The sequence below is a fragment of the Herbaspirillum sp. FG34 genome (assembly GCF_057809315.1).
In genome coordinates, this window is the sequence record NZ_JBMDJS010000001.1 from 15,116 (window position 1) to 34,791 (window position 19,676).

18 protein-coding genes and 2 tRNA genes are annotated in these 19,676 nt (G+C 61.7%); 12 read left to right on the plus strand and 8 right to left on the minus strand.

Annotated elements, in window-relative coordinates:
• The first annotated feature begins 204 nt into the window (after window positions 1-204).
• Window positions 205-432 (plus strand): hypothetical protein, encoded by a 228-nt coding sequence (locus ACODSZ_RS00075; RefSeq protein WP_008327329.1) that lies wholly within the window; start codon window positions 205-207, stop codon window positions 430-432.
• A 130-nt stretch (window positions 433-562) separates the two neighbouring features.
• Here the strand turns inward: ACODSZ_RS00075 and ACODSZ_RS00080 are convergent, their stop codons facing one another.
• Complete coding sequence (locus ACODSZ_RS00080; RefSeq protein WP_249776944.1) at window positions 563-1,807, minus strand: alpha/beta hydrolase family protein; 1,245 nt, start codon at window positions 1,805-1,807, stop codon at window positions 563-565.
• 284 nt (window positions 1,808-2,091) lie between these two features.
• Here ACODSZ_RS00080 and ACODSZ_RS00085 point away from each other — a divergent pair, with 284 nt between their 5' ends.
• The 3 genes from ACODSZ_RS00085 to ACODSZ_RS00095 all read left to right on the plus strand — a co-directional run bounded on the left by ACODSZ_RS00085 (window position 2,092) and on the right by ACODSZ_RS00095 (window position 3,219).
• On the plus strand, window positions 2,092-2,481 hold the full coding sequence (locus tag ACODSZ_RS00085; protein WP_175343006.1) for a hypothetical protein: 390 nt from the start codon (window positions 2,092-2,094) through the stop codon (window positions 2,479-2,481).
• Window positions 2,482-2,577: 96 nt separating this feature from the next.
• Entirely contained in the window at window positions 2,578-2,979 is a 402-nt protein-coding gene (locus tag ACODSZ_RS00090; RefSeq protein ID WP_034350101.1) for a response regulator, read from the plus strand.
• 9 nt (window positions 2,980-2,988) lie between these two features.
• The gene (locus tag ACODSZ_RS00095) at window positions 2,989-3,219 is read left to right on the plus strand and encodes a hypothetical protein (RefSeq protein ID WP_008327323.1); all 231 of its coding nucleotides are present in this window, start codon (window positions 2,989-2,991) and stop codon (window positions 3,217-3,219) included.
• A gap of 77 nt (window positions 3,220-3,296) precedes the next feature.
• Here ACODSZ_RS00095 and ACODSZ_RS00100 read toward each other — a convergent pair whose 3' ends face one another.
• Both ACODSZ_RS00100 and ACODSZ_RS00105 read right to left on the minus strand, forming a co-directional pair.
• Entirely contained in the window at window positions 3,297-4,931 is a 1,635-nt protein-coding gene (locus ACODSZ_RS00100; RefSeq protein WP_488926786.1) for an FAD-dependent oxidoreductase, read from the minus strand.
• Window positions 4,932-4,982: 51 nt separating this feature from the next.
• Window positions 4,983-5,528 (minus strand): VOC family protein, encoded by a 546-nt coding sequence (locus ACODSZ_RS00105; RefSeq protein ID WP_241821100.1) that lies wholly within the window; start codon window positions 5,526-5,528, stop codon window positions 4,983-4,985.
• Between the two features lie 173 nt (window positions 5,529-5,701).
• On the opposite strand from ACODSZ_RS00105, the gene ACODSZ_RS00110 reads away from it, so the two are divergent.
• Window positions 5,702-6,145 carry a MarR family winged helix-turn-helix transcriptional regulator gene (locus ACODSZ_RS00110; RefSeq protein ID WP_008327318.1) on the plus strand — a complete coding sequence of 148 codons (444 nt, stop codon included), beginning with the start codon at window positions 5,702-5,704 and terminating at the stop codon, window positions 6,143-6,145.
• Window positions 6,146-6,171: 26 nt separating this feature from the next.
• On the opposite strand, the gene ACODSZ_RS00115 is transcribed toward ACODSZ_RS00110, so the two are convergent.
• Window positions 6,172-7,731, minus strand: a complete 1,560-nt coding sequence (locus ACODSZ_RS00115) for a sensor domain-containing diguanylate cyclase (protein ID WP_488926787.1) — start codon at window positions 7,729-7,731, stop codon at window positions 6,172-6,174.
• A 164-nt stretch (window positions 7,732-7,895) separates the two neighbouring features.
• Here ACODSZ_RS00115 and ACODSZ_RS00120 point away from each other — a divergent pair, with 164 nt between their 5' ends.
• Together ACODSZ_RS00120 and ACODSZ_RS00125 are read left to right on the plus strand one after the other, a co-directional pair.
• Complete coding sequence (locus tag ACODSZ_RS00120) at window positions 7,896-8,255, plus strand: hypothetical protein (protein ID WP_488926788.1); 360 nt, start codon at window positions 7,896-7,898, stop codon at window positions 8,253-8,255.
• Window positions 8,256-8,619: 364 nt separating this feature from the next.
• Window positions 8,620-9,408 carry a hypothetical protein gene (locus ACODSZ_RS00125; protein WP_299535931.1) on the plus strand — a complete coding sequence of 263 codons (789 nt, stop codon included), beginning with the start codon at window positions 8,620-8,622 and terminating at the stop codon, window positions 9,406-9,408.
• Between the two features lie 66 nt (window positions 9,409-9,474).
• Here the strand turns inward: ACODSZ_RS00125 and ACODSZ_RS00130 are convergent.
• A tRNA-Ser gene (locus tag ACODSZ_RS00130) sits at window positions 9,475-9,565 on the minus strand.
• Window positions 9,566-9,743: 178 nt separating this feature from the next.
• Window positions 9,744-11,726 (minus strand): acetate--CoA ligase, encoded by a 1,983-nt coding sequence (gene acs, locus ACODSZ_RS00135; RefSeq protein ID WP_008327298.1) that lies wholly within the window; start codon window positions 11,724-11,726, stop codon window positions 9,744-9,746.
• A 410-nt stretch (window positions 11,727-12,136) separates the two neighbouring features.
• Here acs and ACODSZ_RS00140 point away from each other — a divergent pair, with 410 nt between their 5' ends.
• From ACODSZ_RS00140 to ACODSZ_RS00155, 4 genes are all read left to right on the plus strand, one after another.
• A complete protein-coding gene (locus ACODSZ_RS00140; RefSeq protein WP_008327296.1) occupies window positions 12,137-12,748 on the plus strand; it encodes a YqhA family protein in 612 nt (203 codons plus the stop codon).
• Window positions 12,749-12,779: 31 nt separating this feature from the next.
• Window positions 12,780-14,321: a fumarate hydratase gene (locus tag ACODSZ_RS00145; protein ID WP_008327295.1), complete on the plus strand. Its 1,542-nt coding sequence runs from the start codon at window positions 12,780-12,782 to the stop codon at window positions 14,319-14,321.
• Between the two features lie 42 nt (window positions 14,322-14,363).
• The gene (murI, locus tag ACODSZ_RS00150; protein WP_008327294.1) at window positions 14,364-15,257 is read left to right on the plus strand and encodes a glutamate racemase; all 894 of its coding nucleotides are present in this window, start codon (window positions 14,364-14,366) and stop codon (window positions 15,255-15,257) included.
• Between the two features lie 138 nt (window positions 15,258-15,395).
• Window positions 15,396-15,471: transfer RNA gene (locus ACODSZ_RS00155), tRNA-His, on the plus strand.
• A gap of 127 nt (window positions 15,472-15,598) precedes the next feature.
• Here the strand turns inward: ACODSZ_RS00155 and ACODSZ_RS00160 are convergent.
• Window positions 15,599-16,264: a response regulator gene (locus ACODSZ_RS00160; protein ID WP_008327293.1), complete on the minus strand. Its 666-nt coding sequence runs from the start codon at window positions 16,262-16,264 to the stop codon at window positions 15,599-15,601.
• A gap of 463 nt (window positions 16,265-16,727) precedes the next feature.
• Window positions 16,728-17,537 (minus strand): ferredoxin--NADP reductase, encoded by an 810-nt coding sequence (locus tag ACODSZ_RS00165; protein WP_488926789.1) that lies wholly within the window; start codon window positions 17,535-17,537, stop codon window positions 16,728-16,730.
• Between the two features lie 315 nt (window positions 17,538-17,852).
• On the opposite strand from ACODSZ_RS00165, the gene ACODSZ_RS00170 reads away from it, so the two are divergent.
• A complete protein-coding gene (locus ACODSZ_RS00170) occupies window positions 17,853-19,628 on the plus strand; it encodes an autotransporter assembly complex protein TamA (protein WP_175343012.1) in 1,776 nt (591 codons plus the stop codon).
• Window positions 19,629-19,676 lie beyond the last annotated feature (48 nt).

A 19,676-nucleotide genomic window follows, 5' to 3' on the forward strand; every position in this document is an offset into this window, starting at 1 on the left:
GAACTTCAAGCAGGAATAAAAAGCGGGGGCATCTTCGCTGTTGCGATCGCGCCAAAGATCGGCACCAGCATTCCCGCCAAATAAGAGCGGCCCGACAAAAATCGTAAAATCGAAGAAATAAGTTCTTCTGCCTTTACGATCGAAGTTATATTGCCGCAGGCACTTCAGCAACCTCATTCCAGACCAATCACAAGGGAGATACCCATGCCCAAGCGTTCCAAGACCATCGAACCCGTCGTGGTGGTTCCGCCGCAGTTTCTGACCGAACCGGATGGTTTCCTCAATGTCCCGGTGAGCCGCAAGACCCGCGATCACATCCACCACCTCAAGAAAAGCATGCGGGTTTCCAGCCAGGCTGAAGTGATCGAGAAGGCCGTCGCCATCGTGCGCGCCATTGATCTGGCTGCCAAAGGCGAGTTGCCCGAAACCTGAACCATTCTCGGCACCACCTCCGGCCATGCAAAAGGCCATCCGTTCATCCGGATGGCCTTTTTTCATTGCACGACCTGAACAGCCGCTTCGGCTGGCACGGCGCGCTGCCGTCGGCACCGCGCCAGGCGCCTTACTTGCCGGCCATCTTCTCATCGAACCAGCGTTTCCACGCCGGCACGGCCGTGGCAAAAGTGCCGCGATGCGTAGTCGGTCCGGTCGACACCGCCTGCACATGCGGATTGCCCGCGCCCATGGCTTGCGCGTAGGTCATCGCCATGCGGCCTACGCCAGGGGTGATGGCTTCGTCCGTCTCGCCATAATAATTGCGCACGTCGGAACGGATGACCCAGCGATAGGCCTGGGTCGCCGCGATCAGGCGCCCGTAGGCGGACTGGGCAAAGTATTGCGGGTCGAAATATTCAGGGCGCATCAACTTGTGCAGGTCGGTCGGAATGTCGGCCACATTGAAGGGCTGGCGATCATAGGCTTTCTTGGCCACGTCATAGACGGAATCCTTGAGTACCGAACGCGCCAGCCCCGGTACACCGTAGTAATTCTCGAAGGCGAAGGCCGAGAGGATCACGATGCTGTTGAGCCAGGCCGCATCATTGGGACGCGGATAGGTAAGAAAGCCTTCAAGCAGTGCGAACACATCCAGGGGCGCACTGGCGGTGGTGGCGGCATCGACCCTGATGCCGGCCGCCTCCAGCTTTTCGAGGAAGGCCATGGTCACGAAGCCGCCCTGGGACCAGCCCGAGAGGAACAGTTTGTCGTCGCGCACGCCCATGCTGGCCAGCACGCTGCGCGCCGCCAGCAACATGTCGTAGGTGGCCTGCTGATGGCTGCCCTTGACCATGTAGCCTTCCGGCTCGCTGGAAATGCCCATGCCGAAATAATCGGCACCGATGAGGGCATAGCCCTGGCCGGCGAACTGGGCAATCATCAGTTGCGTTTCGGGAGATTGCTCGGGGAAGGAAGGTACCTGCTGGCGCTCATACACGGTGCCATGCTGGTAGGACACCAGCGCATAAGATCTGGCGGACGTATCGGGCAATGCCAGCAGGCCGGACGCCAGGATGGGCTGATTGCCGCGCTCCGGGATCACCGAAGGATAGGTCACCCGATAGAGCAGCACGGCATTGCGCGCGGGCGTGTAGTTGACCTGGACACCGGAGAAGGCGGGCGTGTCCTTTTGCAGAATGGCATTGAGCCGGTCGACATCCCAACGGCCGATCAACTGATAGCGCACACCCGAGGCCACCGCCTGCACCGCCGGAGCAACGGGCGTCTGCGCCCATGCCGGAGATGGCAAGGCGGACAACATCCCGGTCAGTATTGCCAGAACCATGCTGGCGCGCATCAGGCATGACTTCATTGCTTCCCCTTTTTTGTATTGGAATTGAATCGCTGCAATCGTTTGCATCGCCTGTAGACGGCGCTTGCGTGCAACATGCAGCGTATGTATATACTGTCCAGCCTGGCGCATTATGACGAGCCGGTGCGCGTCGCAAAGCGGGAAAAGCGGGGGCTTTACCGTGCAAGCGCAGGTTTGGGGCTGAGGTGACTTCTGGTATAAACAGTGACTGGAACGCCGTCTGCCCTTTCCCCCCGATGGCCGGCGGCGCCATTCACATTCCGACATCGAGAAACGAGCAAGCCATGAACAAGCGTTCCCCCTCCCGCGTCCGCTTTCTGAAGCTGGCCGCCCAGGCCGGCCTGATCTGCGCCGCAGCCCTGAGCTACCCTGCACATGCCCAGGCCAACCTGGACTTCTTCTCCAACACGGCCGTGGCCGACCTGAAGAAGGAACAGATCAACTCCCTCTATGCCGCCATCAGCGCCTCGCTGGATGCGGGCGTGAGCGGCAAGACCTCGCAGTGGACCGATGGCCCCAAGCCCTCCACCACGGCCAAGATCACGCCGACCTTCGAGCAGAGCACCCCGCCCTGCGCCAAGGTGGACCTGGTGGTCTCCAGCAAGCGCGGGACCGAGCCGCTGAAATTGCGCTATTGCAAGAACAGCGCAGGCAAGTGGGCGCTGAGCAACTGATCCGCTGACTGACTGCATTACTGCGCGCAGCGCGGCGTCGGCATGCTTTTTGCGCCCCGCGCAACTCACACCGCTTCCTCAAGGTAGCTTTACACCATGGCTGATACAGACCAACATTTTCTTGTCGTCGATGACTTTTCGACGATGCGCCGCATTGTCAGCGGCCTGCTCAAGGAACTCGAATACACCAAGATCGTGGAAGCCGATGATGGCTCCACGGCCCTGAAGATCCTGGAGTCGGGTGCTTCCAACATTACCTTCGTGCTGACCGACTGGAACATGCCGGTCATGGACGGCCTGACCCTGTTGAAGAAAATCCGCTCCACGCCGGCGCTGGCGCATCTGCCGGTATTGATGATCACGGCCGAGGCCAAGAAGGAGAACATCGTCACGGCGGCCCAGGAAGGCGCCGATGGGTATATCGTCAAACCCTTCAACGCCACCACGCTCAAGGAAAAGATCGAGAAGATCCTGGCGCGGCGCGCACAGATGAAATGAGAGAGCGCGATGGACATCCCCGCCAATGACGACCAGCAGGAACCGGAACCGGGCAGCATCATCAAGCACGCCTCCATGACGACCCGCATCCACCGGACCATCTATACCCTGGAGAGTCGTATCGTGCAGCAGGGCAGTGGCGTGCAGCGCTCGGAATATCGTGTGCTGCTGGAACGCAATGTCATCAAGGACTGGACCGAAGGTGACGTGGCCCAGTATTTCGGACTGGACATCTACTGATTCCTGCGGATTGTGGTGAGCGCTTTGCACACACCGGCAGAAAACATCAACGGCAGCCTCGTGCTGCCGTTGTCGCGTCACGTCGTGCAAAGACCGACGCAGCGCTCAACCGCGGCGGCCACCTGCAACGGGTCGAAGCGAGTCCAGCGGGCTGCAACGTGCTGGTCCGGCCGGATGAGGTAGGTGCATCCCTCGCGCGCGGCATAGCGCTGTGCGACCAAGCCTTGCACATCCTCCAGCATGGCCCCGGAACCGGCCGGGCCGATGGTCTTGACCACAATCTCAAGGCCTGCCGCATGCAGGCTGGCAGGGGTCTCGCCACTACCGAACACCAGTACGGTGAAGCCCTCCCCCAACTGATCCAGCAGCCAGCCCGGCCGCCTTGCCTGCCGCACCGGCGCATCGGCGCAGGGGGTGCCGGGCACCATGCGTGGGCCAAACAGGACGTTGTCGGGGGTATTGAGCGAGGACGCCACATAAGGCGTGGGCGTGGACAGGCGCCCGCTGTTGACCAGGGTCCGCGCGAACGGCTCGCGCTCGGCCAGGGTCAGCACGGCATCGCGCAGCACACGACTGACACGGCTCTTGGGCGTGATGAAATCGGTGGAGCGCGTGGACTGGCGCAGGTTGTCGTCGGCGGCGAAGGCGCGCTCCTCGTGATAGCTGTCGATGAAGCTGGCCGGTGCCTGGCCATCGATGACCAGCTTGAGCTTCCAGATCAGGTTGTCGATATCCTGCACGCCGGTATTGGCGCCACGTGCCCCGAAGGGGGAGACCTGGTGCGCCGCATCACCGGCAAAGAGTACCCGCTGGACGCGCATGTTGTCGATGCGGCGGCAGGCAAACTGGTAAACCGACACCCATTCCAGCTCGAATTCCACACCCTCGCCCAGCATGGCCTGGATGCGCGGGATGACCTTGCCGGGCTTCTTCTCTTCCTCCGGATCGGCGTCCCAGCCGAGCTGGAAATCGATGCGCCAGACGTTGTCGCACTGCCTGTGCAGCAATACGCTCTGGCCGGGATGAAAAGGCGGATCGAACCAGAACCAGCGCTCGGTGGGGAAATCGGCCTTCATGATGACATCGGCGATAAGGAAGCGGTCCTGGAAGAACTGACCGGTAAATTGCGCGCCGACCATCTTGCGCGTATCACTGTTGGCACCGTCGCAGGCGATGACCCATTGTGCCTGCATGGTGAAGATGCCATCCGGCGTTTCCACGCTCAGGGTGGCACCGTCGTCGTCCTGCTCCAGGGCCAGCAGGCGATGCTTCCAGCGCAGCTCGATGAGCGGCTGCGCCAGACAGGCTTCCACCAGATACTGCTCCAGATAGTATTGCTGCAGGTTGATCATGGCCGGCATCTTGTGCCCGGTCTCCGGTAGCAGGTCGAACTGGTAGACCTGGCGCTCCTCAAAAAACACCTTGCCCAGTTGCCAGCCCACGCCCTTGTCCACCATGCGCTGCGCCACGCCCAGGCGGTCCCAGATTTCCAGCGGACGCTTGGCATAGCAGACCGCACGCGAACCGATGCTGACCGTGTCATTGTCATCCAGCACCACGGCGGGCAGGCCGCGTGCTGCGCATTCCAGTGCGGCCGTCAAACCGATGGGGCCGGCGCCGATGATGACCACCGGATGGCGCAACGGTTGCCCGCTGCGCTGTTCATCAGATTGCCGGTAGGCGAAACGGGGATAGGTATAAGTGCTCTGCATGGGTGTCTCCTGTCAATGAACGGGTGATGCTGGTGTCATTTTTTTATCGGATCAATGGTCTGCCGCCGTGAATTCCTGCGCGTGCATCCAGGCAGCGTGCCGAGGCGCACGGCGGGTCCGCGACCACTCTTCGAGCATGTCCCACTTCACCTCGTCCAGGCACTGCATCTGCTGCGCACTGGCGCAATCGGCGGCCAGTTCGATGCGGTGGCCACTGGGATCGAAGAAATAGATGGATTTGAAGATGGTGTGATCGGTAACGCCGACCACGTCGATGCCATCGGCCCGCAGGCGCTGCATGACTTCCCGCAACGTGGCTTCGCTGTCGACCTTGAAGGCGATGTGCTGCACCCAGGCCGGGGTATTGGTGTCGCGCCCCATGGGCGGAGAATTGGGGATCTCGAAGAAGGCCAGCACATTGCCCTGGCCGGCGTCGAGGAAGACGTGCATGTAGGGGTCAGGTGCCTTGGTCGAGGGCACCTGGTCTTCGGCGATGGCCAGAATGAAATCCATGTTCAGGTATTTCTGGTACCAGAGCACGGTTTCTTTGGCGTCCTTGCAGCGGTAGGCAACGTGATGGATGCGATCGATCTTCATGGCAGTCTCCTGGAGGGCGTTCTTCGAATTAGTAACGGTTGTTACTATATGGACAGCCGACGGCCAGGGTCAATGTGGAAGATGGGCAAGAACGGCAGCACAGGCAGGGGTCTTGACATGGATCAAGCGCAGGACGGCTGCGTTGAATTGGTAACGTCTGTTACCATGCGGGAATGAAACTGCAATCCTTCTTTCCCTATCAACTGGCGCAACTGGCCGAGGCGGTCAGTCGTTCAGTGGCCGGTGTCTATGCCGACCGCTTCGGGCTGAGCCGTGACGAGTGGCGCATTCTGGCTGCCCTGGCCGAAGAGGGGCAAATGCAGGCCAGTGCTCTGGTACCCCACACCTCGCTGGACAAGATGCAGGTCAGCCGCGCGCTGGCGCGCATGGAACAGGAAGGACTGGTACTGCGCCAGCCCTGTCCGGACGATGCACGCGCGCGCATCGTGCGGCCAACGGCGCAGGGCCGCAAGCTGTACCGCAAGATCGTTCCGATGGTGCAGGCGCGTGAAGCCTATCTGTTGCAGGCCTTGAGCTGTGGCGAGCGCGAGGCACTCCTGCGCGCCATGGAGAAGATCCGCGAGCGCGCCATGCAGGCCGTGGACGCGGCCGACTGAGGCTGCTCGTTGCCAGCCTCAGACCGCTAGGCGGACCAGGCCAGCTTGGGTTTTCTGACGGGGAATTCGCGGTAGACCGCCCTGCCGCGCCCGGCCTCCTTGGCCTGATAAAGGGCCTTGTCGGCGCTTTCGATGAGTTCGCGCGGGAGGTAGGAAAAGCCCTCGTCGGAGGTGATGGAGGTAATGCCGATACTGACCGTGACCGTACCCTCGACGCTGGATGCGTGCGGGATAGCCCGGGCGCTGACGGCTGCCTCTATCCGTTCGGCCACGACGAGGGCACCGGCGCTGCCGCACTCAGGCAACAGCACGGAAAACTCTTCGCCCCCGTAGCGGGCCACGGTATCGATCTCCCGCTGGACGGCGCCGCAGATGGCCGCTGCAATGTTCTTCAGGCAGACATCACCTACCACATGGCCGTAGCGGTCGTTGTATTGCTTGAAGTGATCGACATCGATCATCAGCAGCGAAAACGCCCCGCCCACTCGCGCAAAGCGCGCCGCTTCGGCCTCCAGCAATTCATCGAAATGGCGGCGATTGATGGCGCCGGTCAATCCGTCACGGCGCGACTGAGTCTGCAGCAGCTCGAACATGGCCTCAAGTTCCGCCTGCGCCCTTACCGCATCAGCTTGTGCCCGCTCCCGCAGTGATACCTGCGCCACCATCCTGGTACCGCCGTAGCAGATCGCAAGCAGCAGGACAATGATGCCCATGCCGCGCACGATGGCATGCCTGGCCCAGCCGTGCAGGACTTCGTCCTCGGACACGGCCACGATGACAAAGAGCGGGTAGTTGGCAAGGTGCTTGAAGCCATGGATGCGCAAGATACCGTCCTGCGTCGAGCGGCTCTCTACCGCACCCGCCTCTTGCACCTTGATGTGCTGTTGGAACAAGGGCGACTGCGCGAGCGACTTGCCCATGGAATCGGCAAGCAGTGGCCGGCGATACAGGACCGTGCCGTCGTTCGAGCCGAACAGGATGGCACCCTGCTGCCCGATATCGAACTTGTGATAGAAGCGTTCGAAGAACTGAATGTCCAGCGTGGCCAGCACGACGCCACCAAACGAACCGTCGGGCTTGCTGACGCGGCGGCTCATGGTGAGAACCCAGTGCCCGGTGGACTTGCTGCGGATGGGCTTGCCGATGAAGGTGGTATCGGCCTGATGTGCCTGGTGATGCTGGAAATAGTCGCGGTCGCTGTTGTTGAATCGTGTTTCGAGAACCGGCTGGGAGGAGGCGATCCATCGGCCTTTTTCGTCATAGACGAACAGGCCCGCCAGTTGCGGCACCTCGCTTACGTTGCGGACCAGGAAGTTGTGCAGGCGCTCGTTGTCCGTGGTCGCCAGCCGCTTGTCCTGAACCTGCTCCATCACGGCCTTGAGCACGATGTCGACCTCGTCGAGCGCCTGGTCCGCATGCTGCGACAGGGCCAGCGCCATGTTGGCCGTGGCGCGGAAGGATTCGTCCATCTCGGTGCTGTGCTCGTGCCAGGAGGTCCATGCCTCCAGCACGAGGATGATGATGCAGACGGCCGCCACAAACCCCTTGGCCGCCCTGGACGCCACCTTGATCGGACACACTTGCATTGCTCTCCCCTGAACGGTGACGTCTCGTGGCGCCATTATTGTTCAACCGGGCGGGCATTGCCATCAGAGATTGCCTGAGATGCGCGTAGTGCGCCACAGCGCGGCAAGGCGGCTCAGGATTCTCCCGATGGTATCAAAGAGCCAACACAGTATACGCTCGGGGGATGGGAGAAATCATGCTAAACAGTTTTGCAGAAGAGATTGCGGACCGATATGTCCTGATCATAGAGAAGCTGGCCGAGATGGCCGGGGCCAACCTGATCGTGGGCGACCTCATTCGAAATGCCACCCGCAATTGCCTGGTCGCGATGTCGGCTGCCGGTGCCGAGCCCGGCGAGATACGCCACTACGCAGGTGGTCTGATCGGCAGGCATATCGGCGCCCTGCAGGCGCACAGCGGACGGACGCTGGCGGCATGGGTGCATGCCCGCAATCATATGGAATTCCTGCTGTTCATCGAAGAACAGGACGTGTTGCCACAGTCCGCAGAGGTGGGAGCCGGCGCCGGGGTGACGGTGCACTGAAGCCGGCAGCGGCCGGGCAAAAGGACAGCTGAGCGGGACAGAATCTGTCTCCCTGCGAAGCGCAGCACAAGCAATTTTCAGCTGCCCAAGAAGGGATTTGACGACGGCTACGGCGTTGGCACGGACAACCGTGCAGATCAGCTTGTGACTACGATTTCTCTCCTCTCGGCAATGCCGGCTCGCCCTTTCCTACAAAAGTTAGAGAAAAGCGCTGATCGCTGCGCCCGAAGTGACTGCTCTAGGATGATCCAGCCTTTCCGGTCCGTCGGACCGGTCCTGTGACCATACACTTTCTGGGGTAGTGACCACTATGAAGCTCGATTCGCTCGCACGTCCTTGCTTGCCCATCAGGACATTTCGCCTGATGGCTTCTCTTTCCGGCACGGTTGCACTGAGCCTGCTTGCTCAAGGCGCCCATGCAGATCCCTCACCGGCGCTGGATCGTTTCAGCCTGTCGGCAGGCGGCTATTACGTCAATCCGACCTTCAACGTCCAGGCCAATACGCGCTACGGCTCCGCTGACAGCGGCGACATCGACCGCAACCGCACCACCCTGCCGCGCTTGCGCGCCGAACTTCTGCTGGGAGACAGCCAGGGGCTGTCCTTCGATTATTTCCGCTACCGCAACGACTACAGCTACAGCACTTCGCGCTCCTTCAACGTCGGCGGTACGCCAGCCATCCTGGCCGGCACAGCCAACGCCAATATCGAGGTGGACTTCGCCTCGCTGGCCTACAAGTGGTGGCTGGGCAAGGGCAATGACGTGTTCGGCATCGGCCTGGGCGCTGGTTATTACCGCGCCCACTATGATCTCAGAGCCAATGGTGTCTTCAACGGCACCACCGGTTCCCTCGATGAAAGCGATACCGAAAAGACCTTCGCACCGCTTCTTGAGCTCGGATGGAAGCACGCTTTCAGCAAGGACCTGCGACTGTATGCCGAGGCTTCGGGGGTCAGGAAAAACTGGGGGACGGTGACCGGACACATCTATGGCGCGGCTCTGGGCGTGGAATGGTATCCGCTGAAAAACCTCGGCATTGGCGCCGACTATGGCATCACCCGCATTCATATCGACCGCGATGGCGGCAGTTCGCAAGCCGCACTCGATGTGAAACTGACCGGGCCATCGGCCTATCTGAAAGTGCGGTTCTGATTCGGGATCGTCCGGCAAAGTGGCGAGCAATAAAAAAGCCCCGCAATGCGGGGCTTTTAGCACTACTGGCGGAGAGGGGGGGATTCGAACCCCCGATAGGCTATGAACCTATACACGCTTTCCAGGCGTGCGACTTAAACCACTCATCCACCTCTCCTGGATTTGGGTTCGCGTTCAGCGAAGCCACGCATTATAGCAAGCTTCTCGGCGAAGCCAAGTCTTTTCTGCATGTTTTTCAAAAAGACCATAAAAAAACCGGCAGGACCAGGCATCGCTACCACAACGCCCTGCCCCGCCGGTTTGCCTGCCGCCGCCTTGCAACGGCAGTATCAGGCTTACTGCGCTTCCTTGAGCTGATCCAGGATGGCCGGATTTTCCAGTGTGGAGACGTCCTGCGTGATCGCCTCGCCCTTGGCCAGCACGCGCAGCAGACGACGCATGATCTTGCCGGAACGGGTCTTGGGCAGGTTGTCGCCGAAACGGATTTCCTTGGGCTTGGCAATCGGACCGATTTCCTTGGCCACCCAGTCGCGCAGCTCCTTGGCAATCTGCTTGGCCTCGTCTCCGGTCGGACGCGGACGCTTCAAGACCACGAAGGCGCAAATCGATTCACCCGTCGTTTCATCGGGCTTGCCGACCACGGCGGCCTCGGCCACGATGCTGTTGGCGACCAGCGCCGATTCGATTTCCATGGTGCCCATGCGGTGGCCGGAGACGTTCAACACATCATCGATACGCCCGGTGATGGTGAAGTAGCCGGTCTCCTTGTTGCGCACCGCGCCGTCGCCAGCCAGATAGATGTTGCCACCCAGCTCCTCCGGGAAGTAGCTTTTCTTGAAGCGCTCCGGATCGTTCCAGATGGTGCGGATCATCGACGGCCACGGACGCTTGACTACCAGGATGCCGCCATTGCCATTGGGGATGTCATTGCCAGTCTCATCGACGATGGCTGCCGTGATGCCCGGCAACGGCAGCGTGCAGGAACCGGGTACCTGGGGCGTTGCGCCCGGCAGCGGTGAAATCATGTGGCCGCCGGTCTCGGTCTGCCAGAAGGTGTCGACGATGGGGCAATTCTCGCGGCCAACGTTCTTGTAGTACCACATCCAGGCTTCCGGATTGATGGGCTCACCCACCGAACCGAGGATGCGCAGCGAGGACAGGTCGTATTGCTTCGGGTGGACCTTCTCATCTGCATCGGCGGCCTTGATGAGCGAACGGATCGCCGTCGGTGCGGTGTAGAAGATGGTGGCCTTGTGGCGCGCCACCATGTCCCAGAAGCGGCCAGCGTTCGGATAGGTGGGTACGCCTTCGAAGACGATCTGGGTCGCACCCACGGCCAGCGGGCCATAGGCGATGTAGGTGTGGCCGGTGATCCAGCCGATGTCGGCAGTACACCAGTAGACATCATCAGGCTTGATGTCGAAGGTCCACTTCATGGTCAGCACGGCCCACAGCAGGTAGCCGGCCGAGGAATGCTGCACGCCCTTGGGCTTGCCGGTGGAACCGGAGGTGTAGAGGATGAACAGCGGATGCTCCGCATCCACCCATTCCGGCTCGCAGGTATCGGGCTGGTTGGCCACCACGTCGGAAAGCCACAGATCGCGCCCTTCGACCCAGTTGATCTCGGCACCGGCGCGCTTGTAGACGACCACGTGCTTCAGGGTGTCGCAGCCGCCCATGGCCAAGGCTTCATCGACGATGGATTTCAAGGGCAGCTGCTTGCCGCCGCGCACCTGGTAATCCGCGGTCAGCACGGCCACGGCGCCAGCGTCGATGACGCGCTCGTGCAGGGATTTGGCGGAGAAGCCGCCAAAGACCACCGAGTGCGTCGCACCGATGCGCGCACACGCCTGCATGGCGGCCACGCCCTCAACCGACATGGGCATGTAGATGACCACGCGGTCACCCTTCCTGATGCCCAGCGATTTGAGGCCGTTGGCGAACTGGCAGACCTTCTGGTGCAGTTCGCGATAGGACACGCGGGTGACCTTGCCGTCGTCGGATTCGAAGATGACGGCAGTCTTGTCGGCATTGCCGTTGTCCAGGTTGACGTCCAGGCAGTTGTACGAAACGTTCACCTGGCCATCGGCGAACCACTTGTAGAACGGTGCGTTGGATTCATCCAGCGTCTGGGTGAAAGGCTTGTGCCACTTCAGGTTGTCCTTGGCCAGCTTGGCCCAGCTGCCTTCGTAGTCTTTTTCGAATTCGGCGTTCAGGGCCTGGTAGGCGTCCATGCCCGAAATGGCGGCGTGCTTGACCAGCTCGGCCGGCGGTGCGAATACGCGGTTCTCTTGCTTGAATGTCTCGATGTCTGCCACGGTAGTCTCCAAAAGGTTTGTTTTTGCTTTCCGCAAAACATAGGCCGTTTCACTTACTCAGTCCTTACACAAGCAGCACCCATCGGGGCGGGAAGCCGCTTGCATCAGGGCTGACCGGCGATGACGGCGCCTTGGTAGGCGTCGGAGCGGCGCAGTAGTGCGCTGACTCCATGGACGCAGACCTTCATATCGCTGCAATGTTCTCTGATGTTCAAGACAACATATTGGCATTCTGGCACAGGTCGATGTTTCCCGCAGGCACTGTCCACGGCGCTTGCGAGGCGGGTCCCCGGAAATGGGCGAAGGGCGTGTAGAATACGGCCCCAAATCCGAAGCCGCGCTGGTCCTCCGCAGTCGGCGCCCTCCTCGGATATCGCCACCATCGCCAGAATCACGCGTAGCCCAGACCCATGAAAAACTCGTCGCCCCAGCCTCCCCGCAAGATCGGCATCCTGCCCAACCTGATTTTCATGAGCCGCTGGCTGCAACTGCCGCTCTATCTGGGGCTGATCCTGGCGCAGTGCGTCTACGTCTATCACTTCTGGGTCGAGCTGGTGGACCTGATCGGTGCGGCCATGGGCAGTGCCAGTTCGCTGGCTCACATCCTGGACGCCGTGGCCATTCCCGGCGCCATCCGCCCGGAAAAGCTCAATGAACAAACCATCATGCTGGTGGTGCTGGCGCTGATCGACGTGGTGATGATTTCCAACCTGCTGATCATGGTGATCGTGGGCGGATATGAAACTTTCGTCTCCCGCATGAACCTGGAAGGCCATCCGGACCAGCCCGAGTGGCTCTCGCATGTGAATGCTTCTGTCCTGAAGGTCAAGCTGGCCACGGCCATCATCGGGATCTCGTCGATCCACCTGCTCAAAACCTTCATCAACGCCAATCTGTATGATGCCAAGACGCTCATCGCCCAGACCGGCATCCATATCGCCTTCCTCTTGTCGGCCATGGCCATCGCATATTGCGACCGGCTGATGGTGCATCCGACCGAATCGTCCGACAAGCCGCACTGACTTTGCCTCATCCAAACCGAGAGAACCAGCCATGACCATCATCAAGCAAGACGATCTCATCGAATCCGTCGCCGCCGCGCTGCAGTACATCAGCTACTACCATCCGGCCGACTATATCCAGCATCTGGCCCGCGCCTACGAGACCGAGCAAAGCCCGGCCGCCAAGGATGCCATCGCACAGATCCTGACCAACTCGCGCATGTGCGCCGAGGGCAAGCGCCCGATCTGCCAGGATACCGGCATCGTCAATGTGTTCCTGAAGATCGGCATGGGCGTGCGCTTCGAAGGCTTCTCGGGCTCGATCGCCGACGCCGTCAACGAAGGCGTGCGCCGCGGCTACTCGCACCCGGACAACGTGCTGCGCGCCTCCATCGTGGCCGACCCGCAGTTCGAGCGCAAGAACACCAAGGACAACACCCCGGCCGTGATCCACATGGAACTGGTGCCCGGCAACACCGTGGACGTGCAGATCGCGGCCAAGGGCGGCGGCTCCGAGAACAAGACCAAGTTCGTCATGTTGAATCCCTCCGACAACCTGGTGGACTGGGTCTTGAAGACGGTCCCGACCATGGGTGCCGGCTGGTGCCCGCCGGGCATGCTGGGTATCGGCATCGGCGGCACCGCCGAGAAGGCCATGCTGATGGCCAAGGAAGTGCTGATGGAAGACATCGACATGTACGAGCTCTTGAAGCGCGGCCCGCAGAACAAGACCGAAGAACTGCGTATCGAGCTCTATGAGAAGGTCAACGCACTGGGCATCGGCGCACAGGGCCTGGGCGGCCTGACCACCGTGCTGGATGTGAAGATCATGATGCACCCGACCCATGCGGCCTCCAAGCCCGTGGCCATGATCCCCAACTGTGCCGCGACCCGCCACGGCCACTTCGTGCTGGATGGCTCCGGCCCGGCCTACATGGAACCGCCGTCGCTGTCGGACTGGCCTGAAGTGCACTGGGTAGCCGACACCGAGAAGTCCCAGCGCGTCAATCTGGACACCCTGACCAAGGAAGAAGTCGCATCCTGGAAGCCGGGCCAGACCCTGCTGTTGAACGGCAAGATGCTGACCGGCCGCGATGCCGCCCACAAGCGCATCCAGGACATGCTGGCCAAGGGCGAGAAGCTGCCGGTGGACTTCACCAACCGCGTGATCTACTACGTCGGCCCGGTCGATCCGGTACGCGACGAAGTGGTGGGTCCGGCTGGCCCGACCACCGCCACCCGCATGGACAAGTTCACCGACATGATGCTGGAGCAGACCGGTCTGATCTCCATGATCGGCAAGTCCGAGCGCGGCCCGGCTGCCATCGAGGCGATCAAGAAGCACAAGTCGGCCTACCTGATGGCCGTGGGTGGTTCGGCTTACCTGGTCTCCAAGGCGATCAAGTCGGCCAAGGTGCTGGGTTTTGCCGACCTGGGCATGGAAGCGATCTACGAGTTCGACGTCAAGGACATGCCGGTGACGGTGGCCGTGGACGCCAACGGCATCTCGGTGCACAACACCGGGCCGGCCGAATGGAAGGAAAAGATCGCCCAGAGCGTGTCGCTTTCCAAGATCCCCGTCACCACGGCCTGATCAAACTCAGGCAAGCCTCGCAGCAGGAGCGCGCGCAGCACCATGAATGAAGCCGTCAAGCAGGTCAGCGTGCCTTCTGCCGCAGGGTCTGACAGCACTACCGCAATGCCGACCGCAGCTGATGCCGCGGTCGGCATTTTCGATTCCGGCATCGGCGGCCTGTCGGTGCTGCGTCACATCCACGCCGCCCTGCCGCGCGAACAATTGCTCTACTTTGCCGACTCCGGCTATGCGCCCTATGGCGACAAGACCGAAGCGCAAATCGTGGAGCGCTCCCTGGCCATCGCCTCCTTCCTGCTGGAGCAAGGCGTGAAGGCCCTGGTGGTGGCCTGCAATACCGCCACCGCCGCCGCCATCCAGGCCATCCGCGCGCACTGGCCGCAACTGATCGTGGTGGGCATCGAGCCCGGCCTCAAACCGGCTGCCCAGCAAACCCGCAGCGGCACCGTCGGCGTGCTGGCCACGCGCAGCACGCTGGCCAGCACGCGCTTTGCCTTGTTGCAGCAGCAGATGCAGGCGCAGTATCAGGTGCGTTACCTGCCCCAGGCCTGCGTGGGCCTGGTGGACCTGATCGAGAAAGGTGAACTGTTCTCGCCAGCGACGGTGCAACTGCTGGAGCGCTATCTGGCACCCCTCCTGGAGCAGGGCGCCGATACGCTGGTACTGGGCTGCACCCACTACCCCTTCGTGCGCCCGGCCATCGAGAGCGTATGCAAACGCCTGATCGGTGAGGTCCCGGAGATCATCGATACCGGCCAGGCCGTCACCCGGCAACTGCAACGCCTGCTGCAGACCGAGGGCTTGCAGACCCGGGCCGCCACCGGGTCGCTGGCCGGCTTCACCACGGCCAGCGGCACGACGCTGGAACAGGCCTTCCGGGGGCTGCTCAAGCTCGATCCCCCGGTACGGGCCTTGCTGCCACAAGCCGGTGGGTGAAGCAGATCCTGGCTGGGTGAGGAAGGAATTTCAGGGGAATTGCCAATTTGCATGGAAATTGTGTTGCCATTCCCTTCAAGTGTTTGTATAATCTTTTGCTTACTTGATGACGGACGCGAGTCTGTCTGACAGTCGACGGTGGCTGTAGCTCAGTTGGTAGAGTCCAGGATTGTGATTCCTGTCGTCGTGGGTTCGAGTCCCATCAGCCACCCCACAGATTCAAGCAAAAAGCCCGGTCCTGGTGACCGGGCTTTTTGTTTTGGCGGGCCGCGCCGCCTTACCTCCTCTGCTCCCCTCCCCGACAAGGCCGGCACCAATGCGGTGCCGGGCACTTTCCTGGGTCAGTTGATCATCCCCGTCGAATACGCATACTTGATCAGCTCCGCATCCGTACTCAATCCCAGCTTGCGCATGGCATTGTTCTTGTGAGTGCTGATGGTGCTGGGCGTGCGCGAAAGGCGCACGCAGATTTCCCCCAAAGACTGCCCCTCGACGAACAGACGCACCACTTCCAGCTCGCTCTGGGTCAGCTCGCGCACCAGGCCGAAGCCCTCGCCCTGGGCCCAGCTCATCTCCAGCTCGCCGCGCAGCGAGACCGGGAAATACAGCTGCTTGCTGCTCTGGGTGGCCAGGCAGGCATTGATCAGCTCGTCGGTCTTCTCGCGCTTGTTGATGACGGCAAACACGCCCATGCGATACAGGCGCCGGATGACCGCACCATTGTTCATGGCGGTGTAGACGATCACCTTGGTCGACGGATGCTCGGTCTTGAGGCGCTTGACCAGCGCGAAGCCATCGGACTCGTCGCTGTCATCGGCCGGCATGGCGAAGTCGGTGATGACGATCTCGCACGGCGAACGCTTGAGCGCGTTGATCAGGGCTTCGCCATTCTCGACTTCCAGGTCGATACGGATTTCCGGCAGGCGCGCCAGCTCACCCCGAAGCGCGCCCAACACGATGGGATGATCATCGGCTATGGCAACGTGCAGGACTTTCTTCAAATTCATGCTACCCCCAAATGGTTCAATTGACTGACAGGTGGCGACTCCGCGACATCATTGCCCGCGTTCATCCTCCCATATATCGCCTTTGTATTGCCTCGGCTGGCGCCCTCGATTTGTCTGCATCGATGTCGGCTCCCCATGTCGGACGATGCCACTACGGCATCGCGAAAACTTCCATCGTTAGGAGATAGAGAAAATCTGAAGAAAATAGAAAGGAAAGTGCGTTATTCCCACAAAAAATCGAATTATTTCGAGGTGTCAATAGAAAATATTCGATCCCAAGCTTTTAGTGAAGATATCTAAAAAATATTTGTGGCCTGGCTCGATATCGTGTGAGGTTCCCACGGAATTCTCATCGCTCCTCACCAGCACGCACCATCAAGCCCAGGTACGCCCAAGCTGCATCGCAGCGTCCTGGCTTTGTCCGGCTGACGCCTCAAGGGCTTGCACCGGGGCGCCTCCTGCATCACCAGTAATCCTCGGTCACGAACTGCCCGCCACCGGTACGCCGCAGCGGCGTCATGCCGCGTTCCCGCAGCAACTCGCGCACCTCGGTGACCATGTCCGGATTGCCACAGGCCATCACGCGGCTGTGCTCGGGGCTCAGGGCCAGGCCGCTGGCCTGTTCCAGCCGGCCGTCCCGGAGCAGAGTCGTGATGCGCCCGCCCAGCCAGCCTGGGGCGACCGGCAGGTCGGCCTCGCGCGTGACGCAGCACAGCCGATGCAGGCGCGCCGGCCAGTCCTGCTCGCGGGCTTGCTGCTGCAAGCGGGCGAAGGTTTCGGTATAGGCCAGTTCCTCGCGCTGGCGTACACCGTGGACCACGATCAAATCCTCGAATCGCTGCCACACCTCGGGCTGCTGCAGGATCGAGACATATGGCCCCAGGCCGGTACCGGTGGCCAGCATCCACAACTGGCGGCCATCGACGAAACGATCGGCAGTCATGAAACCGTAACTGAGCTTTTCGACCCAGACGGCATCGCCCGGCTGAAGCTGGTTCAGGCGTGAAGTGAATTTTCCTTCCGGGACGATGATGGCGTAGTACTCCAGGTAATCGTCCCCTTCGGCCGAGGTGATCGAATAGGCACGCGAGACCACCTCGCCATCGATCTCCAGGCCCAGGCGCGCAAACTGCCCGGCCGTGAAACCGTAGCCGGCCGGGCGCGTGGTGCGAAAGCTCAACAGCTTGTCGGTCCAGCGATGCACCCACAACAGGCGCTCGCAAGTCGCCTTTTCCGAATACGCATCAAAGCTCACACTACTGGTACTGCTCACAGGATTCTCCTTCGATGAACTGCCAGATTGCCCGTACGACAACCACTGCCGGGGCATTACAATAGCGGGATGAACAGGCGGGCAGGCCCTCCGGGGCTTGCACCGGCAATACCGCAAGCGGCGTGCATGGCACCGTGTCACAGGATGACATGCAGGGCGAGCCGAAAATGAAGCTTGCGCCGCCTGCACGGCCAGGAACTATCCGCACTGCGCAAAGGTCAGGCCTGGGTGGCATGCCGCCAGCCCTCATCCTACCCGACTTGCCTTGCGGCGCGTCAGGCCGCCTCAACCGACAACCGATGATGCAGTGAATCAATGACTTGGACCCGCAGTCTGGCCATCGCCTTCCTCTGGTGCGCCGCCGATACCGCCCACGCCGCCTACAAGGTACAGATCGACGCCCCACGGCCGGTGCAGTCGCTGCTCAAGGATTTCCTGGACCTCTCGCGCTACCAGGACCGCGACGACATCAGTGATGAGCAGCTCAAGTTCATGATGGATACCGCCGCCGACCAGGTGCGTGAGCTGACCTCCACCGAGGGTTACTTCACGCCCGTCACCAAGGTCAGCCAGCAGGACGATGCCGGCGCGGAGGGCAAGAAGGCGGTACGCCGCATCACCATCAGCGTAGACCCCGGTCCGCGCACCGCCATCAGCGCGACCGACATCGGCGTCACCGGCGTGGCCGCGCGCGAGGACCAGGCCACCGTGGCGCGTATCCGCGCAGACTGGGCGCTGCCGGTCGGCCAGCCCTTCCGCCAGGAAGACTGGGACCGCGCCAAGAACGCCGGCCTGGAAAAACTGCAGCAGAAGAAGTACGCCGCTGCCCGCATCGCCAGCTCCGAGGCGCGTATCGATCCCGACGAGCACCAGGCCGAGCTGGCCGTGCGCTATGACAGCGGTCCGGCCTTCACGCTGGGGCCTGTGCAGATCACCGGCACCCGGCGCTACCCGGAAAGCATCATCCGCCACGTCAATCCGCTCATCGTGGGCGAATCCTATGACGTCAACCGCCTGCTGGCCCTGCAACGGCAGATCCAGAACACGCCGTATTTTTCCAATGCCATCGTGGCCATCGATGACGATCCCGCGCATCCCGACCAGACCCCGGTGAAGGTACAGGTCACCGAGTTCCCGACCCAGCGCATCCGCGCCGGCGTGGGCTACAGCACCGATACCGGCGCCCAGGTCGAGGGCCGCTACTCGCACTACAACGTGTTCAACAAGGCCTACGTGTTCGACAGTCAGTTGCGGCTGGAGCAGAAGCGCCAGTACGGCGTGCTGTCGCTGGCCATGCCGCCGGACGACAAGGCCTTCGTCAACAGCCTCAATACCTCCTACGACCGGACCAAGCTGGAAGGCATCGATCTGCGCAGCCAGCAGGTCGGGTTCAAGCGCGCGCGCAACAGCGAGAACTACGACACCACCTACTCGCTGACCTATTACCGCGACGAGCTCAGCCAGGAAGACGGCAGCACCCTGCCCGCCAACACCATCGTCACGCCCGGCAAGCACCGCGCGCTGGTGCCGGGCTTTGCCTGGTCGCGCCGCAACGTGGATGACCCGATCTTCCCGCGCAAGGGCAACCTGCTGACCCTGGAAGCCGGTTTCGCCCTCAAGGGCTTGCTGACCGACCAGAGCTTCTCGCGCCTGTATGGCCGCTTCAAGCAGTTCGTGCCGGTCGGCAAGCGCGACATCGTGGTGCTGCGCGCAGAACTGGGCGGGGTCTTCACGGCGGGCAGTGCCGGAGCGGTGCCGCCCTCGCTGCTGTTTCGCACCGGCGGCAACGATTCGGTGCGCGGCTACAGCTACCAGAGCATCGGCAACGAGCAGAACGGTACCGTCTATCCGACCAAGTACCTGGCCGTGGGCAGCTCGGAGTACCAGCGCTGGTTCAGCGAGAACTGGGGGGCGGCGGTCTTCTATGACGTGGGCGCAGCCGCCGACAACTGGAACAACAAGACCTTCTATCACGGGGTCGGTACCGGTGCGCGCTGGCGCAGTCCGGTCGGCACGCTCAACCTGGACCTGGCCTATGGCATCCAGAAGCACCAGATCCGGCCGCACGTTTCGCTGGGCATCGCGTTCTAGCGCCGGACCGGCAGCGCGCCCACCTCCCGATGAACTGAATTCGAATCA

What these genes read in the sequence shown, in the direction of transcription:
- ACODSZ_RS00100 (WP_488926786.1), bottom strand. Translation starts at nt 4,931, where the DNA reads ATGCAGAGCACTTATACCTATCCCCGTTTCGCCTACCGGCAATCTGAT.
- ACODSZ_RS00110 (WP_008327318.1), top strand. Translation starts at nt 5,702, where the DNA reads ATGAAACTGCAATCCTTCTTTCCCTATCAACTGGCGCAACTGGCCGAG.
- ACODSZ_RS00075 (WP_008327329.1), top strand. Translation starts at nt 205, where the DNA reads ATGCCCAAGCGTTCCAAGACCATCGAACCCGTCGTGGTGGTTCCGCCG.
- ACODSZ_RS00105 (WP_241821100.1), bottom strand. Translation starts at nt 5,528, where the DNA reads ATGAAGATCGATCGCATCCATCACGTTGCCTACCGCTGCAAGGACGCC.
- ACODSZ_RS00125 (WP_299535931.1), top strand. Translation starts at nt 8,620, where the DNA reads ATGGCTTCTCTTTCCGGCACGGTTGCACTGAGCCTGCTTGCTCAAGGC.
- ACODSZ_RS00080 (WP_249776944.1), bottom strand. Translation starts at nt 1,807, where the DNA reads ATGAAGTCATGCCTGATGCGCGCCAGCATGGTTCTGGCAATACTGACC.
- ACODSZ_RS00140 (WP_008327296.1), top strand. Translation starts at nt 12,137, where the DNA reads ATGAAAAACTCGTCGCCCCAGCCTCCCCGCAAGATCGGCATCCTGCCC.
- ACODSZ_RS00085 (WP_175343006.1), top strand. Translation starts at nt 2,092, where the DNA reads ATGAACAAGCGTTCCCCCTCCCGCGTCCGCTTTCTGAAGCTGGCCGCC.
- ACODSZ_RS00095 (WP_008327323.1), top strand. Translation starts at nt 2,989, where the DNA reads ATGGACATCCCCGCCAATGACGACCAGCAGGAACCGGAACCGGGCAGC.
- ACODSZ_RS00120 (WP_488926788.1), top strand. Translation starts at nt 7,896, where the DNA reads ATGGGAGAAATCATGCTAAACAGTTTTGCAGAAGAGATTGCGGACCGA.
- ACODSZ_RS00145 (WP_008327295.1), top strand. Translation starts at nt 12,780, where the DNA reads ATGACCATCATCAAGCAAGACGATCTCATCGAATCCGTCGCCGCCGCG.
- ACODSZ_RS00115 (WP_488926787.1), bottom strand. Translation starts at nt 7,731, where the DNA reads ATGCAAGTGTGTCCGATCAAGGTGGCGTCCAGGGCGGCCAAGGGGTTT.
- murI (WP_008327294.1), top strand. Translation starts at nt 14,364, where the DNA reads ATGAATGAAGCCGTCAAGCAGGTCAGCGTGCCTTCTGCCGCAGGGTCT.
- ACODSZ_RS00170 (WP_175343012.1), top strand. Translation starts at nt 17,853, where the DNA reads ATGACTTGGACCCGCAGTCTGGCCATCGCCTTCCTCTGGTGCGCCGCC.
- ACODSZ_RS00090 (WP_034350101.1), top strand. Translation starts at nt 2,578, where the DNA reads ATGGCTGATACAGACCAACATTTTCTTGTCGTCGATGACTTTTCGACG.
- ACODSZ_RS00160 (WP_008327293.1), bottom strand. Translation starts at nt 16,264, where the DNA reads ATGAATTTGAAGAAAGTCCTGCACGTTGCCATAGCCGATGATCATCCC.